The following is a 15,446-nucleotide window of genomic DNA, read 5'->3' as shown; positions in this document are numbered from 1 at the left end:
TTTTTAAGCGTGATGCCGCAACGGTACGCTTTAGCGTCCGAGTAATGCGAAGTCCTAGCACCGTTACCCAGAGTTCTCAAAACGACGCAACTTTTGCCCAGAACCCTACTCAACTTAAGGTTGACTAGGAAAGATGAGTATCTTAGTCAAGAAAAGTCGGCGGGGGATTCGCTGGCAGACGCGTAGTGTCAAAAGCTGGGGATTTTTCACGTGGTTGTTTTCGCGAGTTTCGATGCTGATCGCCGCAAGGATCGGCGCGCATGCGTAGCCTTTTCTGTTTCTCGTCTAAGTCCGATTAAACGACGGTTACTAGGCCTATCCCGGGCGATGTTGGGATCGGGGATTATTGCCATCTCCTCTGCACAGGCGCAAGAAAGTGATACCATTCTCCTTGACCCTATCACGCTGCGCGTCGAAAATGCCTGGGGGCCCGTCGATGGTTATGTTGCTAACCGCAGTGCGACTGGTTCCAAAAGCGATACGCCGCTGATCGAAAACCCGCAGTCGATCTCGATCGTTACGGCGGATCAGATGAAGGCACAGCGGGTGGAGAGCCTGGGCAATGCGCTTCGTTACACTGCCGGTGTCGCAGGAGAATTGTGGGGTAATGACACGCGTGGTTATGGTCTGCAAATTCGTGGATTTGGTGTATCGGACGAGGCTTTTTATAAGGATGGCTTGCGGCTGAAGGGAACGGATTTTGCCACCTTCCTGTCACTTGACCCCTATGGTGCCGAACGCCTGGAAATATTGCATGGCCCGGCCTCTGTCCTTTATGGCCAGAACAGTCCCGGCGGCATTATCAACTATGTGAGCAAGCGCCCAACTGGCGAAACGTTCCGGGAAATCGAAGTCAGTGCCGGTAGCTTCAACCGCTATCAGACCCAGTTTGATATGGGAGGTGTCTTCGACAAGGACGGCGTGCTGAGTTATCGGGTGACAGGCTTGTTTCGTGATGGTGAAACCGGTGTAGATTTTGTCAACGACGACCGCATCTTTATAGCGCCCTCGCTGAAGTGGCAGCCCGATGCCGACACCAGCCTGACGCTGCTTGCCACCTACCAACGTGACAAAACAGGCTGGGGTATCCAATTTCTACCCGCCGATGGCACTGTCTTTCCGGGGCTGAACGGCAAGCGTTTGCCGAACAGCCGCTTTGTTGGCGAACCGGGTTTCGATGAGTTTTCTCCAACACTTGCCATGGCGGGTTATGAGTTCGAGCATCGGATGAATGACACATGGCTCGTTCGGCAGAACCTTCGCTATTCTTATCTTAGCAATGATAAGCAGCTTGGCGTGTTCGGCGGCGGGGCCAATCCCAATCCTGATCTTTCTCCTGGCCTTGATCCGGACGGCCATACCTACCACCGCTATGTCGACGCCGGGAGCTCAACGCTCGGCAATTTTTCGGTCGACAATCAGGCCCAGGCCGAGTTCGACACGGGGCCGCTTGCACACACGCTGCTGATGGGATTCGACTACCAGTACACTGATTACAAGGATTGGGGTGGCTCGGGAACAGTTGCACCGCTTGATGATATCTTTAATCCCGTCTACGGCGCCCCGGTGTCCGATATCATTTCTTACAAGGATACCAACACTCGCCAGTGGCAGGCCGGTCTCTACGCGCAAGATCAGATCAAGTATGATAATTGGGCGCTTACTTTCGGCGGTCGACAGGATTGGACAAAAAGCACAATACTCGACAAGCTTTCGCACAGCGAAAGCGAGCAGTCTGATAGTGCATTCACGGGCCGGGTTGGCCTCGTTTATCTCTCCGACACCGGCCTGGCGCCCTATGTCAGTTATTCAACATCATTTTATCCGACATTGGGCACGGGAAGCGGCGGTGAAACCTTCAAGCCAGGGACCGGTGAGCAGTACGAGGTCGGTATCAAATATCAGCCAAAAGGCTGGAACAGCTTCGTAACCGTTGCTGCCTTTGATCTTACCCGTGAGAATGTCTCTCGCACTATTGGCAATGAGCGTTTCCAGACAGGAGAAATTCGCTCGCGGGGTATTGAAGTTGAAGGCGTTGCCAGCCTCGATTCCGGTTGGGATATAAAACTCGCTTACGCATATACAGATATGGAGATTCGCGATGATGGCGAAGGCACAGGTGGCAATATGCCTTCCGGCGTGCCGCGCCACCGAATGTCGCTGTGGGGCGACTATACGTTCAAAACTGGCGTGCTCGAAGGTTTCGGCGCGGGTGTCGGCGCCCGCTATATCGGATCAAGCTTTGGCGATGATGACAATTCTTTCAAGGTGCCGTCGGCAACACTGGTCGATGCCGCCATCCACTATGACTGGAAGAACATGAAATTCCAGCTCAATGCCAGCAACCTTTTCGATAAGCAATATGTTGCCTCCTGCTTCAATCGCACCTCCGGTTGCTTCTATGGAGAGGGCCGCAAGATTACGGGCTCGGTGAAGTATCGCTGGTGAACGGGACACGAACATATAACAAACGATCCATTTGCCTCAAATACCCAACACGGCGGCAATGTATCGGAGGGCTTGCGACAATGTTGGTTGCCCAAATTCCGGTCGCGCGTGCAGCAAATATGCCGCGAGTGGCTTGTCTTGAATGGGCCTCGGCCGAACTTGTCGTCTCGCTGGGTATCCAGCCTGTAGCGGTAGCCGATCTTAAAGGTTACCGTGACTGGGTTGTGGCACCCCGGCTGTCTGATGACTGTCTTGATTTAGGCTCCCGTGGTGAGCCCAATCTTGAGGTCTTGCTCAAGCTCAATCCTGATATGATCGTCAGCGCTCATGGCTACGGACTCGAGGGAGGTCCATTTGCGAAGATTGCACCGCTGCATACGGTAGCACTTTACGACGGCACCGGCGGGACACCATATGGTCAGGCCGAGAGCGAGACGCTGAGATTGGCCGAGAGGCTTGGTCGGCAAACGCAAGCGCATGAGGTGATTGAAAGCACGGCGGCTACGATTTCCAGGACCAAAAAGATGCTGGCGGACCAAGGCGGTAGTCCCCTCGCTGTGGTCAGCATGTTCGACGATCGGCATGTGCGTGTCTATGGTAGGTCAAGTCTTTTCCAGGACGTGCTGGATAGGCTTGGGCTTATCAATGCGTGGACCGGAGAAACCGGAAGTTGGGGGTTTTCGACGATGGGTATCGAGGAACTTGTGGCGATCGGTAACGCGCGGCTGATCTCGCTCGACCCGATTCCGCCGCATGTGAAGATCAGAATCGAACAAAGTACGCTTTGGAAGAGCCTCCCTTGCGTCAGGGCAGGCAATGTTACAACAATTCCCCCTGTCTGGCCGTTCGGCGGGCTGGCTGCGGCCGCCCGTTTCGCCACGCTGCTTGCGCAAACATGACGGTCATGCAACTGACAAAAACAACAACGCGGCGGAACACTGGAATATGGCTTCTTCCTTTGCTCGTTGGCATTCCCGCGTTCATCGCCGCATCCCTCACCATATCCGACCTTCTGCGACTGCTGCCCACCGAGTTCTGGGGGCGTGCGATCAGCAATGCCGACTTTACCGATCCCCGGCAGCTGCTTTACCGCCATGCTTTCCTGCCACGTCTTGCAATCAGCCTGTTGGTTGGGGCTGCACTCGGGCTTGCCGGCACGCTGTTCCAGCAAATCCTGCGCAATCCTCTTGCCGAACCGACAACAATTGGCACCAATGCAGGCGCCAGTGTCGCCTTAACTCTTGCGACCCTCTATGCGCCGTGGATGCTGGAACATGGACGGGAGTGGGTGGCTATCGCCGGTGGCACAATAAGTACACTGATCGTTTTCTCCTTGGCGTCGGGACGCGGTTTTTCTCCAATAAGGATCATTATCGGGGGGCTGATCGTCAGCCTCACCTTCAGTTCTGCAAGTGCCTTCTTGATGGCTGCCAATCGCGAATATTCCCAGGAATTGTACATCTGGCAGAGTGGATCACTTATACAGAATGGCGATGCCACGGCTTTTGCGCTGACACCCTGGTTGTTGGCGGGCGCGGCAGCGGCCTTCCTGCTCGTACGCCCATTACAAATCCTTGATCTGGCTGACGAGGGAGCGTCGAGCCTGGGCAACAACCCGACTTTGACACGGATGACGGGATTGGCGGTTGCAGTGATTCTTAGCGCTATCGCCACAGCGGCTGTTGGTGTCATCAGCTTTGTGGCCTTGGCAGCGCCCGTTCTGACTCGGCTTGCCGGTGCGCGAACGCTGCACCAACGCATGATCTGGGCACCGCTTTTAGGCGCTTCCCTGCTTTGGCTGACTGATCGGGTTGTGCAGATATTGCCATTTTTGTCGGAAATTCCTGCCGGTACTGCAACAGCGTTTCTTGGTGCGCCGTTGCTGTTGCTGCTGCTACCGAAGTTGCGCATCGCACCACACAAAAACGGAGATGCGTCATCAGTGTTCCGCCGGCGCAATGCTTTGCCCTGGTTGTTGGCCGGCCTTTTAGTACTCGGGTTTTTCCTCTGTCTGACCCTTGCCGCCGGGCGTGATATTAATGGCTGGTATTGGGCTACATCCGATGAACTTGGCTATCTCTTGCCCCTCAGGGCGCCACGGGTTGTTGTGGCACTGTCGGCGGGTATTATGTTGGCGTTTGCAGGTGTACTCATCCAGCGCATGACCGGTAATCCAATGGCGGCACCTGAGGTGCTGGGCATTTCAGGCGGCGCTGCCCTCGGCGTGCTTTTGCTGTTTATTTCAATGGCGAGTTTTAGTCGTCCGGCAATGTTCCTGGCTGGATTGGCGGGGGCGCTTGTTAGCCTGCTGCTGATTGCACCGATGGGTTATCGAAAGGCGTTAGCCCCCGAGCGACTGCTGCTCAGCGGTGTTGCCGTGGCAACAATGGCATCGGCGGCATCGGCGATCGTTTTGGCCAGCGGAGATCCGCGACTGGGTATATTGTTAGCCTGGTTATCCGGTTCGACCTACACGGCGACAACAGATGATGCCATCATCGCGGGGATCATCACGGTTATTCTTGTGGGGATTGCACCGCTGACCGCGCGCTGGCTGGAGATATTGCCGCTAGGCATAGCCGCTGCGCGAGGAGTAGGTCTTGGGGCTAACCGGGTACGAATCATCCTGCTCGTTTTGATCGCAACATCAACAGCGGCGTCGACTTTGATTATTGGACCGCTGAGCTTTGTTGGTTTGATGGCACCGCACATGGCGCGTGTCCTCGGGTTTCAAAGGGCCTTGCCTCAACTTACCGCCGCGGGGCTCCTTGGCGGACTCATGCTGATGCTTGCGGACTGGGCCGGCCGAATGCTTATCTTCCCGTGGCAGATTCCTGCCGGGCTTCTGGCTGCACTTGTGGGCGGTCCCTATTTTATTGTGCTAATGAGAACGCGTCGTTCGTGATATTGCACGGCCCCGACTGAAAATGTTTAGCCAATGACTTACAATTGGATATCGTTACATTTTACAGCGGTATATTATTGAGCGAAGTCGCTGATAGTGGCACGGGGCTTTAACAGCCCCGATCAATGACATATAGATCGATATGCATCCGCGAATATCTTCGACAACACTGGGGCGGTTTTTATCGTTCTTGTTGTGACATGATCGTGGGGGGGTGAGGTGTATAACTGGCATAAATTACTATTGGCTGCTTGCATCGCTGTTTTGATAGGATTTGGCTATTTGGCCGGCTCCGACTACGAAACATCGGATATTAGCGGCAGGGCTTTTTCCACGGCACAGGAAGCGGCTCGTAGCGTTAAATAATCTGCATGCCCGCGGCAGATTTGCACATTTTCATCGGTTCTGTCGTTCCACAGGAAAGCACTATACAGCGCCATTGGTGCCAGAGTACTTGTTTGAATAACGAGACTATATTTTAACGGCAGTGGACGATACTATGAATTTAATTTGAATTTTGCCGGGTGCGCGTTCAGCATTCACTCTTTTGTAGGCAGTAGGGCTAAATGAACGAGTTTAAATCGGAACTGAGGCAGCCCATTACAGTACTTCTTATACAGCCAGACGTCATCCTGAATTTCTTCATTTGCGAATACCTAGAAGCGTCCGGTCTCAAAGTTTTTGATGTGGCCACCATGGAAGAAGCCATGGTCCTACTGAAAGCGCGCGCGGAGATAAGTGTCGTTATTGCGGAGTATGAATCAACAGGAAAAACCACAGACGAAAACTACATAACAATGATAGCTGCGCAGTTTCCGCAGCTGGCTCTCATTGTTACCGTTGAAGAAGCTATCATTCCGGCAGGTTTGCCACCGAGCGTGAGAGTATTGGCTAAACCGTTCGAACCGAAAATTGTGAAAGAAATTCTGGAACATCTCTTGGGTAGGTCTGCGTCACAGGAAGAGAGGTCCTTTAATTCGCCAATGACTATCAAGAGCTTATAGTTTGCCGCTGATGCGACGGCGGTAGCAAAATAATGATGCCACGTTTTAAATGGATCCTTTACCGCTGTTCGAGATGTTGCAGAAAACTATTTTTGTTGCAAGTTATTGCTATAAAATCTCGAAAATGACGTTAGCGAAGGGAATGTCAGCCTCTCTCAATGTTCATAAGTAATTATATGTTTTATAGGTGTTTATGATGGCCGCAAAATCTTTGACGCAGCTTTTCTTAATCATTTCAACTCAGCGCTAACAATTTCCGACATTTACAACTTATGGTTTATATGATTTTTTCGGCTTGAAGTTGGCATGGAGAGTGTCACCGGCCTGAAGCGTCCGAACGCTGACAAGTTGGCGAACTTTACGATGCATTTAACCAAGACATTACAAATCAACGTTGCTCAATGAAGAGTTGCGTATCTCTTGTCCTTTCCGGCAAGGGTTTCGCATATCATTGAATACAAACTCCGGTGCATAGTATTACATGAATACGCCGATAATTTCTCATTCGCTTGTACAGCTCGACCTTTCGAATTCGTCTGGAATATTAACCGCAATTCCAGAGAGCGTCGGACCCAGATTTGAGACAGCCATTGGCGCAGTTATCAAAGCTACCAGATCAGCCGGCTCGATGAGTTTTCATACCAACGTGGATTTTGCCAGTATTATGCTTTCACCGTCGCCTGGCATGGAAGCTGCGTTTGCAAGTGACAGGACATATCAATTTAATGCGCCTGCGGGGGCTGTAGTCATTAATCCTGCGGAGATTGACCGAACCCTTCGCTGGTCAGGCATAAAAAAGAATGTTGCAGTGGCATTTGGACGGGCTGCCTATGCAGCCTTGGCAGCCACCGAACTTGACGGCAATAGTTGGGATCTCCGCCCTCCTAAATTTGGTCACGTTGATCTTAGAGCACTTCGCATTGGCACTGCGATGGCAAAGGAATTATCCAGCACCGCCGTCAATCCGGTGTATCTAGACGCTTTAATGACGGTGCTGGCCGTTCATATCATCCGAACTTACTCTGCACATAAAATTGCAAAGCCAATGACGCAGGCGCGGCTAGCCGGACATCATGTGAAGCGCATTCGCGAATATATTCATCAAAATATGGCAGAAAATCTCACGATACTTTCGATGGCCAGGGTTGTTCAGTCTTCACCCAGTCACTTCATTCGTGCTTTTACGCTCACTCTCGGTATGCCTCCACATCAATATCTTACAAAGGTTCGTCTTGAGGAAGCGGAAACGTTGCTGACGCAAACCAATCTTCCAATCTTTGAAATTGCACATCGATCAGGATTTTCAAGCCAGAGTCATCTCACGAATACCATGAAACGGCTTAAAAATCTCACGCCCGGCCAGATTCGGGCCGCCGGTAATACCGGGTTCACCGAGTGAGATATTTGTTACCAGATACATCGAATTAGTTAGAAATACCTCATTCGAAAGGCTTATTTGCGCACGATTCTGCAATTGCGGCTTTTCTGTGTAATGACTTTGTTCAAAAATTGACCTGTCAATAGCTCTTGGCGGCCATAATGGACTGCGAGGAATTTCGCTTTGCGATGGGGGGCGTATGACAGGTTTCTGCAATCATGATTCCAATTGGCTTTGCCAAAGATGAGTCAGATGCAGTCTCCTGACATCGAAGTTTTTGCTCCCAAAATCGAAGCGGTTTGGTCTGTGATTGATAAGCAGTATGCGGGCCGCATGAGCGCAGCAGAGCTTGATCATCTCTTTGCATGTTTTGTGCTGGGTCTCACCACACCGCGGTTTGGTGAGACCGAACCTGCTTCCCATTATCAAATCTGCCAGTCGCTGATTTCGATCAAGCTTCCGCCGGAGCGCACCGAGGCTGCGCTTCATGCTGTACCACAGGCTTCACAGCCATGGGTCGAAAGTGCCCGGCAACTCATCGAGAGCAAAGGCGCAACAATAGGAAGTGCGTTGCTGGATCGCGCGCACAACACTGAGGAAACTGCAGGCGAAAATGCGAATTCCAGTCCCCCGGAACGCCTGGTCAACAGCGAGGAAAAGCCATGATTGAATGCATGAATCGTTCTATTAAGCCTATGTCTCATCTCATACAAGCTGAAGACCAAAACTGGGTCAGATCCGGGGATCGGTCGCATCGTCGCCGGTTAATGGCAATACTTCGCCTGGCGCATCGCGTTCTTGGTGTTCAGCGCAAGGGTTTAGGCCTTGGGACGTTGGGCGTAGGCGGCAATCTGCATTCGACCACGGCGCTCGGCGCGCTGACGATGAGCATCGCACTTGGCTTTTCCGGAGCTGCCCATGCGCAGTACCAAGCTGGCGGCGGTTCGGCGACAGGCGGCAACGCCGTCGCCATCGGTAACACTGCCACAGCGAATGGCAATAACAGCGTGGCGCTCGGCACCGCGAATTCCGCAACTGGTGACGCGACAATTGCTATCGGCTATTCGATGACTGTCAATGGCCTCAATTCGATCGGCATAGGTGTCTTCGCGGGCGCGAACGGCGTCAACGCTCTCGCCATCGGCGGCAACGCCCAGGCCACAGCGGATGGAGCAACCTCCATCGGCGTCAACTCCGTTGCGCGCGCCGGTGCAGCCGCCTTGGGCCTCAACGCCCGGGCGGACGGCGTGAACTCAACGGCGGTTGGTTATGTCAGCAGGGCAACCGGACTGCGCGCCACCGCGCTTGGGTTTGGGGCAACCGCTTCCGGACTGGATGCCATTGCCCAAGGCAATTCCGCTGTCGCAAGCAATCAGAACGCCATCGCCATTGGTTTCCAGGCGACCGCCACCGCAATCAACGCCGTCAATCTCGGCAACCGAACTGTTGCAGGAGGGGGCGCCCTTCAGGAGAGCGCCATTGCCATAGGCACGGACGTATTGGCATCTCAGGTCGATGCCACTGCGATTGGTCGCCAAAGCCGGGCGACGGGTACAAGTGCCACAGCAATGGGGCGGAACGCCAGCGCTTGGGGTAATCAGTCCATCGCGCTCGGCCTTGGTGCAATCGCAGGCGTTCAGGCCAACACGGCTCTGCCCAACAGCATTGCGATCGGCACCAATGCCGTTTCATCCGGCACCGCCGGTACCGCAATCGGCACTGCCGCAAATGCAACGGCCGATTTCGGCACAGCGCTCGGCAATCAGGCCCTCGCAAGTGGTGTCGGCGCTCTTGCGGCGGGTTCGGGAGCGCAGGCTACCGCCACCTCCACCACGGCGCTCGGCAACAATGCCACAGCGACTGCCTTGAATTCGATCGCGCTGGGACTGGGCGCAGCCGCCAGCGGAATCAATAGCGCTGCTCTCGGCGTCAGCGCGGTTGCCAATGGCCAGAATGCCGTGGCGCTCGGCATCGCCGCATCCGCATCAGGATTAAACTCTGTCTATCTCGGCGCGCGCACTGTTGGAACAGGCGCCAGCGGGGCGAGTGCCATCGGCATCGGCACGGACGTGACCGCATCGCAGAATGACGCAATCGCGATGGGACGTGCAAGCCAGGCGACGGCAGCCAGCGCGATCGCCATGGGCAATACTGCAATAGCAACCTCTGACGACGCCGTCGCAATCGGCACCAGAGCCAATGCAGGCGGGGGCAAGTCGGTGGCTATCGGCGCGGACAATGTCGCTTATGGCGACGGCGCTGTGTCAATCGGCGATCCGAGCTATGCCAGCGGCACCGGCGCCTTCACCGGCGGCGCAAACAACATCGCTAATGCGGATGGCACGGCAAGCGCTACAGCAGCCAATATGGCCAATGGCGCGGTAGCAATCGGCAACAGTAACGTGGCGATTGGCCAGGGTTCGGTCGCACTGGGTAATACGAGCCGTGCAGGCGCGGCTGGTGCTGTCGCACTTGGTGATACAGCCGTCGCTAACAATGCAGACGATGTTGCATTGGGATCGGGCTCAGTCACCGACGTGGCGGTGGGGACCGCCAGTACCGTGATCGCAGGCACCACATATAACTTTGCCGGAACTGCAACTCCTTCCTCCACCGTAAGCATCGGCGCTGCTGGCGCAGAGCGCACACTCACCAATGTGGCTGCCGGTCGCATTAGTGCTGCTTCCACCGACGGCATCAACGGCTCGCAGCTATTTGCGACTAACCAGGCAGTCGAAAGTGTTGCCACGACGATCACCAACATCAACAGTGGCGGCGGCATCAAATATTTCCATGCCAATTCGACGCTGCCCGACTCGCAGGCAATCGGCACGGATTCCGTCGCGATAGGTCCAAATGCCGTGGCTAATAATGCCGGTGACGTGGCGATAGGCCTCAATTCGGTAAGCGGCGTGACGACGGCAGTTGGCGGCACCACTATCGGCGGCGTGAACTATGCATTTGCCGGAGGCGCGCCGGCCGGTGCGCTCTCCGTCGGTTCCGCGGGCGCGGAACGCCAGGTGCAGAACGTCGCGGCGGGCCAGCTCTCCGGCGCCTCCACGGATGCCGTCAACGGTTCGCAGCTCTTCGCGACCAACCAGCAGGTAACGACCAATACGACCGACATCGCCAATCTCGGCGCCTCCATCGGCGACATCGGCGATACGATCAACAATATCGCGGGCGATACCTCCACTGCCTATACCGACGCCAATGGCGACGGCATCCGCTATGTCCGCACCAATGACCGGACGCTGGCGGTGAGCGACTCGTCGGCCCAGGGGGTTGGTTCGACCGCCGTCGGCTACAATGCCACGGCGATTGCCGAAAGTTCGCTGGCACTTGGACGGGAGAGCCAGTCCACCATCCTCGGCGGTGTGGCCCTCGGCTCCGGGTCGGTCTCGGACCGTGTGCTGGCGCCTGCAACGGGCCAGATCGCGGCGGGTCCGACGAACTTCATCGAATACAACACTACCGACAAGTCGCTGCTCGGCGCGGTTTCGGTCGGCACGGCCACATCCTACCGCCAGATCACCAATGTCGCTGATGGTACGGACTCGCAGGACGCCGTGACAATACGCCAGCTCCAAGGCGCCATCGCTTCGGTTGCTGCAACGCCGTCCAAATATTTCCACGCCAATTCGGTCGCCGGCGACTCTCTCGCCGTCGGTGCGGAATCGATCGCCGTCGGCCCGACCACCGTCGTCAATGGCGATAATGGCGTCGGCATCGGCAATGGCGCGATCGTCGATCAAACGGCACCGGGTGGAACGGCCATCGGCCAGGGCGCGCATGTGCTCCTCGCCGACGGCATTGCGCTCGGCACCCAGGCCACGGCAGCCGGTATCCAGTCGGTTGCCCTCGGAGCCGGTGCCGACAGCAATCACATCAACAGCGTCGCCCTCGGCGCGCAGTCGGTGACGACTGTCGGAGCGCAGACCGGCTATACGGCTTTTGCGCTTGCGGCTCCGCAGACTTCCTTCGGCGAAGTCTCCATCGGCGGGGTGGGCACGGAACGCAAACTGACCAATCTCGCGGCCGGTTCCGCCGAAACGGATGCGGTCAATGTCAGCCAGCTGCGCGGTCTGGGCACGCAGATCACCAACAATCTCGGTGGCGGTGCCGTCGTCAATCCCGACGGCACGATCACTGGCCCGACCTATAATATCCAGGGCGGCAGCTATACGACCGTCTATGATGGGTTCACCGCCGTCGATGCAAGCATCACCAATCTCAACAACCAGATCAACAATGGCGGCGGCATCAAATATTTCCACGCCAATTCCACACTGGCCGATTCATCGGCAACGGGTACGGACAGCGTGGCGATTGGTCCGGAAAGCATCGCTACCGGCACCGACAGCCTTGCGGCCGGCCATGGCGCGGCAGCAACCGGCGTGGGCTCCGTGGCGCTCGGCGAAGGCGCTCAGGCGAACAATGCCAATGATGTCGCCCTCGGCTCTGGATCTGTCACGGAGACGGCTGTCGGAACCGCCGGCACCACCATTCGCGGCAAACAGTATGATTTTGCTGGAACGACGCCTGTGGGGACCGTCAGTGTCGGCGCTGACGGAGCGGAACGGACAATCACAAACGTAGCAGCGGGACGCATTGCTGCGGACAGTACAGATGCGATCAATGGATCGCAATTGCATGCTACCAACTCCGCGATTGAGGATTTGGAAGGCGGAATTGGTAGTATCAACAACAATGCCGTCTTTTACGATATCAAAGACGGCAAAAAAACAAATAATATCACCCTCCAAGGAGGTGATGTTAATGCACCGGTTGTCATTTCCAATGTTGGAAAAGGCGTTGCCGACAATGATGCCGTCAATGTCTCGCAGCTGAAGGAAAATGTGACCTACGCCATTAAGACATCGAACGACTATACAGATAGCGTCGCAACAACAACTTTGAATGAGGCCAATAGCTACACGGATCAGAAATTCGGGCAGCTCAATCAGGAGTTCGACTCGATCCGCGACGAAGCTCGCCAAGCCGCAGCCATCGGTCTCGCCGCTGCTTCATTGCGTTATGATGATAGGCCCGGAAAGGTCAGTGTGGCGGTGGGCGGCGGTTACTGGCGCGATGCCGGTGCTCTCGCCTTTGGCACAGGGTACACAAGCGAAAACGGCCGGGTACGTGCAAATCTCTCAGGTACTACGGCCGGCGGCCATTGGGGTGTGGGAGCCGGTCTCAGTTTCACGTTGAACTGAGGCAATGATGCTGCGACGTAGCTCATTCTGGCTCCTCGTTTCGCTGGCGCTGTCCAGCCTGTCCTGTCCGGTTGCGGCAGGGCAGGAGGCTAAGGCAGGCTTCCGGATCAAGCCTTCAGACGTGGTGCCGCCAGCCGATGTCAAGCTGGGCGACTATCAGCGAACCATACGTCCTTTCGAAAACTGGACATTGATCTGCGACGAGAAAGTCAAGGCTCGCCAGAGGGTCTGCAACGTCACACAGACCATCGAAAACCAGCTGGGGCAGGTCGCCTTCAGCTGGTCGCTCGCCGCAACGAAGGAAGGCAGCCCATACATGATCGTGCGCACTGCGCCGATCGCGGATGCGGATGCGCCATTGGCGCTGGCCTTTGAGGGCCGCAAGGAACCGGTTAAGATACGGCTCGACGGCTGCAACCAGGCCGTCTGCGTCGGCATGCTGCCGGTTGGCCCGATCATGCGCGACCAGATATCGAAGAAGTCTTCCCCGACGATTTCCTATGCGACCAGAACAGGCAAAACAATCAGTTTGGTTGCGCCCTTAAGCGGCCTTTCCGCAGCCGTCGAGGCGATCAATTGAAAGGTACCAGGAATGACCCAGCAATCGATCCATGACAGGATAATGTCGCGAAAGACAAATGCCGAGGCGCCGGCCACCATCGCCGCTGTACCATCGCACAACTGGTGGAAGAAGGTTACGCTTTCGCTGCTCGGCATCGCGGCGCTCGGAGCCGCGGGCTATGGTGCGACGCGCTACGGCATTTTAGACATCGTCCTTTCACCCCCTGCCGTCGCCGATACGCCGCAGCCAGGCGCCAATACTGTGGAGTCACCGTTCCGACAACATGCCAAACAGGCGGGCCTGCTTGCCTGCTCGAATGTCTTTCCCGGCCTTGGAGCGCTGCTGACAGGCGGATCACAATATGGCGTCCAGTCGATCTGGAACAACGAGACCCCGGACCATCATGCAGTCCAGGCGCTTGTCGGCATGAACTACGCCACCGAAGGATATACCGGCATCGCGGCGGGTGTCGTCGTCGCGGCGCCGACCGGTTCCGATTGCGAAGGCTCGATGGTGCGGGTAGCGCCTTTCCCCGTGCCATGCGCGGACATGCCGGCCCGGCTGCCGCAGGGCAGCAAGCTCACCAACAATCTCGCTCAGGTCAGTGTCTATGAGCTGCCGAACAATGGCGGCAATGCGATGCTGCTGCCCAGCGGAAATAGCTGCGTTGTAATTTCCGTCGCCTCTGCGGCCGGAACAAATGGAGGCAAGCAATGAGATTTCGTTTTGCCATCGGCGTCATTGGATCGCTGCTGCTGTCGACGGCCCATCTGGCCGCGGCGGACCTGATCGTGCCCGAGGTGCCGGTTCCGGATGTCGAGGAGCGCGGCATTTGGGCGGCGATCGCCTATTCCGAGGCCGATGGGGTCCATGGCTTCTTCTGGGGCGCGGACAAGCGCCAAGAGGCTTCGGACATTGCGCTCGAACATTGCGAGAACGATGGCGGCAAAGATTGCGTTGTCGTCGAGGTTTTCCGCAACCATCGCCATTGGGATGATGACGACGATACCGGCTTTCCCTACAATCATTGCGGCGCGCTCGCGGTGGCCAAGGAGAAAAAACTGACTACGGTTTGGGGGGCGAAATCCGCTGTAACCCGCGATGAAGCCGTGGATGCCGCAATGCGTATTTGCGAAGCCGATGGCGCTAAATGCAAAATTCGCGAATGGGTTTGTACATGAGCCGGCGCCATCGTTCGGTATTACCGGTCAATCAGCATCGAGCCATTCGTTCAATTCAACCTCCGAACGCTCCAGTCCATTGTAATTGATCAGCTTTCGCATAAGGGCAACGGCAACTGCGCGCGCACGCAGATTGAATCGCCCATCACGGCCGTCTCCGGATGTTTGATAAACCCCAAGCTTCTCGTAAAGTTGCTGAAGTCGGTTTTGCACGCTACGCAGTGAAATATTGCGACGAGCGGCTATTGCCCGGTCAGTCAGTCCTAAGGCGACATCAATGAGAATTTCGTACTCGATATCATTTACGCCTTTAGCCTGACCAAGGCTTTTTTGCTGCATTCCGCGCACCTCGCGATCAATGACACATTGGGCCTCGATAAAAATGCTGCGAAGTGCCAGCTTCAGGCGTTCCTCCGATGCAGATTTGAGCACATAGCCAAAGGCAGCGCCGTCCGGAACTATGCGAGCAACACCGCGCACATAGGCTTCATCTGAATAATTGGACCAGAAAAGAATCCGCGTGTCGGGCCGCTCTTTCCAAATAGTGCGGGCTGCTTCGATGCCGTTTCTGGTCTGCATTTGAAGATCCATGACAATATGAGCTGACTTATGGTCGCGTGCCATTCTCTCACCGATCATGCCGTTGTCAGCCTCAAAGATGGCTTTGCATTCCGGAAGGGCAGCATTGACCGCATCTCGCAGATAAGATCGATGGAGTGAGTCATCCTCAACGATTAGTATTTGCATCC

Annotated in this window: 11 protein-coding genes; 10 read left to right on the top strand and 1 reads right to left on the bottom strand. The window is 55.8% G+C overall.

Features of this window, described 5'->3' with window-relative positions; genetic code table 11:
- Nucleotides 1-210: 210 nt before the first annotated feature.
- From V9K95_RS17175 to V9K95_RS17130, 10 genes are all read left to right on the top strand, one after another.
- Nucleotides 211-2,448 carry a TonB-dependent siderophore receptor gene (locus V9K95_RS17175; protein WP_336441394.1) on the top strand — a complete coding sequence of 746 codons (2,238 nt, stop codon included), beginning with the start codon at nt 211-213 and terminating at the stop codon, nt 2,446-2,448.
- An 80-nt stretch (nt 2,449-2,528) separates the two neighbouring features.
- On the top strand, nt 2,529-3,347 hold the full coding sequence (locus tag V9K95_RS17170; RefSeq protein ID WP_336441395.1) for an ABC transporter substrate-binding protein: 819 nt from the start codon (nt 2,529-2,531) through the stop codon (nt 3,345-3,347).
- Between the two features lie 5 nt (nt 3,348-3,352).
- Complete coding sequence (gene fhuB, locus V9K95_RS17165) at nt 3,353-5,353, top strand: Fe(3+)-hydroxamate ABC transporter permease FhuB (RefSeq protein WP_336441396.1); 2,001 nt, start codon at nt 3,353-3,355, stop codon at nt 5,351-5,353.
- A gap of 566 nt (nt 5,354-5,919) precedes the next feature.
- Nucleotides 5,920-6,357 carry a hypothetical protein gene (locus tag V9K95_RS17160; protein ID WP_336441397.1) on the top strand — a complete coding sequence of 146 codons (438 nt, stop codon included), beginning with the start codon at nt 5,920-5,922 and terminating at the stop codon, nt 6,355-6,357.
- 628 nt (nt 6,358-6,985) lie between these two features.
- On the top strand, nt 6,986-7,756 hold the full coding sequence (locus V9K95_RS17155) for an AraC family transcriptional regulator (RefSeq protein WP_336441398.1): 771 nt from the start codon (nt 6,986-6,988) through the stop codon (nt 7,754-7,756).
- A gap of 231 nt (nt 7,757-7,987) precedes the next feature.
- Nucleotides 7,988-8,401: a hypothetical protein gene (locus tag V9K95_RS17150; protein ID WP_336441399.1), complete on the top strand. Its 414-nt coding sequence runs from the start codon at nt 7,988-7,990 to the stop codon at nt 8,399-8,401.
- A gap of 101 nt (nt 8,402-8,502) precedes the next feature.
- On the top strand, nt 8,503-12,954 hold the full coding sequence (locus V9K95_RS17145) for a YadA-like family protein (protein ID WP_442958574.1): 4,452 nt from the start codon (nt 8,503-8,505) through the stop codon (nt 12,952-12,954).
- Between the two features lie 7 nt (nt 12,955-12,961).
- A complete protein-coding gene (locus V9K95_RS17140) occupies nt 12,962-13,534 on the top strand; it encodes an invasion associated locus B family protein (protein ID WP_307278904.1) in 573 nt (190 codons plus the stop codon).
- Between the two features lie 12 nt (nt 13,535-13,546).
- The gene (locus V9K95_RS17135; protein ID WP_336441400.1) at nt 13,547-14,233 is read left to right on the top strand and encodes a hypothetical protein; all 687 of its coding nucleotides are present in this window, start codon (nt 13,547-13,549) and stop codon (nt 14,231-14,233) included.
- Nucleotides 14,230-14,697: a DUF4189 domain-containing protein gene (locus tag V9K95_RS17130; protein WP_336441401.1), complete on the top strand. Its 468-nt coding sequence runs from the start codon at nt 14,230-14,232 to the stop codon at nt 14,695-14,697. Before V9K95_RS17135 ends, V9K95_RS17130 begins: the two co-directional genes overlap by 4 nt.
- 27 nt (nt 14,698-14,724) lie before the next feature.
- On the opposite strand, the gene V9K95_RS17125 is transcribed toward V9K95_RS17130, so the two are convergent.
- On the bottom strand, nt 14,725-15,444 hold the full coding sequence (locus tag V9K95_RS17125; RefSeq protein WP_336441402.1) for a response regulator transcription factor: 720 nt from the start codon (nt 15,442-15,444) through the stop codon (nt 14,725-14,727).
- Nucleotides 15,445-15,446 lie beyond the last annotated feature (2 nt).

Source organism: Phyllobacterium sp. CCNWLW183, from assembly GCF_037203775.1.
Classification (GTDB): Bacteria; Pseudomonadota; Alphaproteobacteria; order Rhizobiales; family Rhizobiaceae; genus Phyllobacterium; species Phyllobacterium ifriqiyense.
This window is presented reverse-complemented; position numbering and strand designations above follow the sequence as displayed.

What these genes read in the sequence shown, in the direction of transcription:
- V9K95_RS17150 (WP_336441399.1), top strand. Translation starts at nt 7,988, where the DNA reads ATGCAGTCTCCTGACATCGAAGTTTTTGCTCCCAAAATCGAAGCGGTT.
- fhuB (WP_336441396.1), top strand. Translation starts at nt 3,353, where the DNA reads ATGCAACTGACAAAAACAACAACGCGGCGGAACACTGGAATATGGCTT.
- V9K95_RS17140 (WP_307278904.1), top strand. Translation starts at nt 12,962, where the DNA reads ATGCTGCGACGTAGCTCATTCTGGCTCCTCGTTTCGCTGGCGCTGTCC.
- V9K95_RS17130 (WP_336441401.1), top strand. Translation starts at nt 14,230, where the DNA reads ATGAGATTTCGTTTTGCCATCGGCGTCATTGGATCGCTGCTGCTGTCG.
- V9K95_RS17125 (WP_336441402.1), bottom strand. Translation starts at nt 15,444, where the DNA reads ATGCAAATACTAATCGTTGAGGATGACTCACTCCATCGATCTTATCTG.
- V9K95_RS17145 (WP_442958574.1), top strand. Translation starts at nt 8,503, where the DNA reads ATGGCAATACTTCGCCTGGCGCATCGCGTTCTTGGTGTTCAGCGCAAG.
- V9K95_RS17170 (WP_336441395.1), top strand. Translation starts at nt 2,529, where the DNA reads ATGTTGGTTGCCCAAATTCCGGTCGCGCGTGCAGCAAATATGCCGCGA.
- V9K95_RS17135 (WP_336441400.1), top strand. Translation starts at nt 13,547, where the DNA reads ATGACCCAGCAATCGATCCATGACAGGATAATGTCGCGAAAGACAAAT.
- V9K95_RS17160 (WP_336441397.1), top strand. Translation starts at nt 5,920, where the DNA reads ATGAACGAGTTTAAATCGGAACTGAGGCAGCCCATTACAGTACTTCTT.
- V9K95_RS17155 (WP_336441398.1), top strand. Translation starts at nt 6,986, where the DNA reads ATGAGTTTTCATACCAACGTGGATTTTGCCAGTATTATGCTTTCACCG.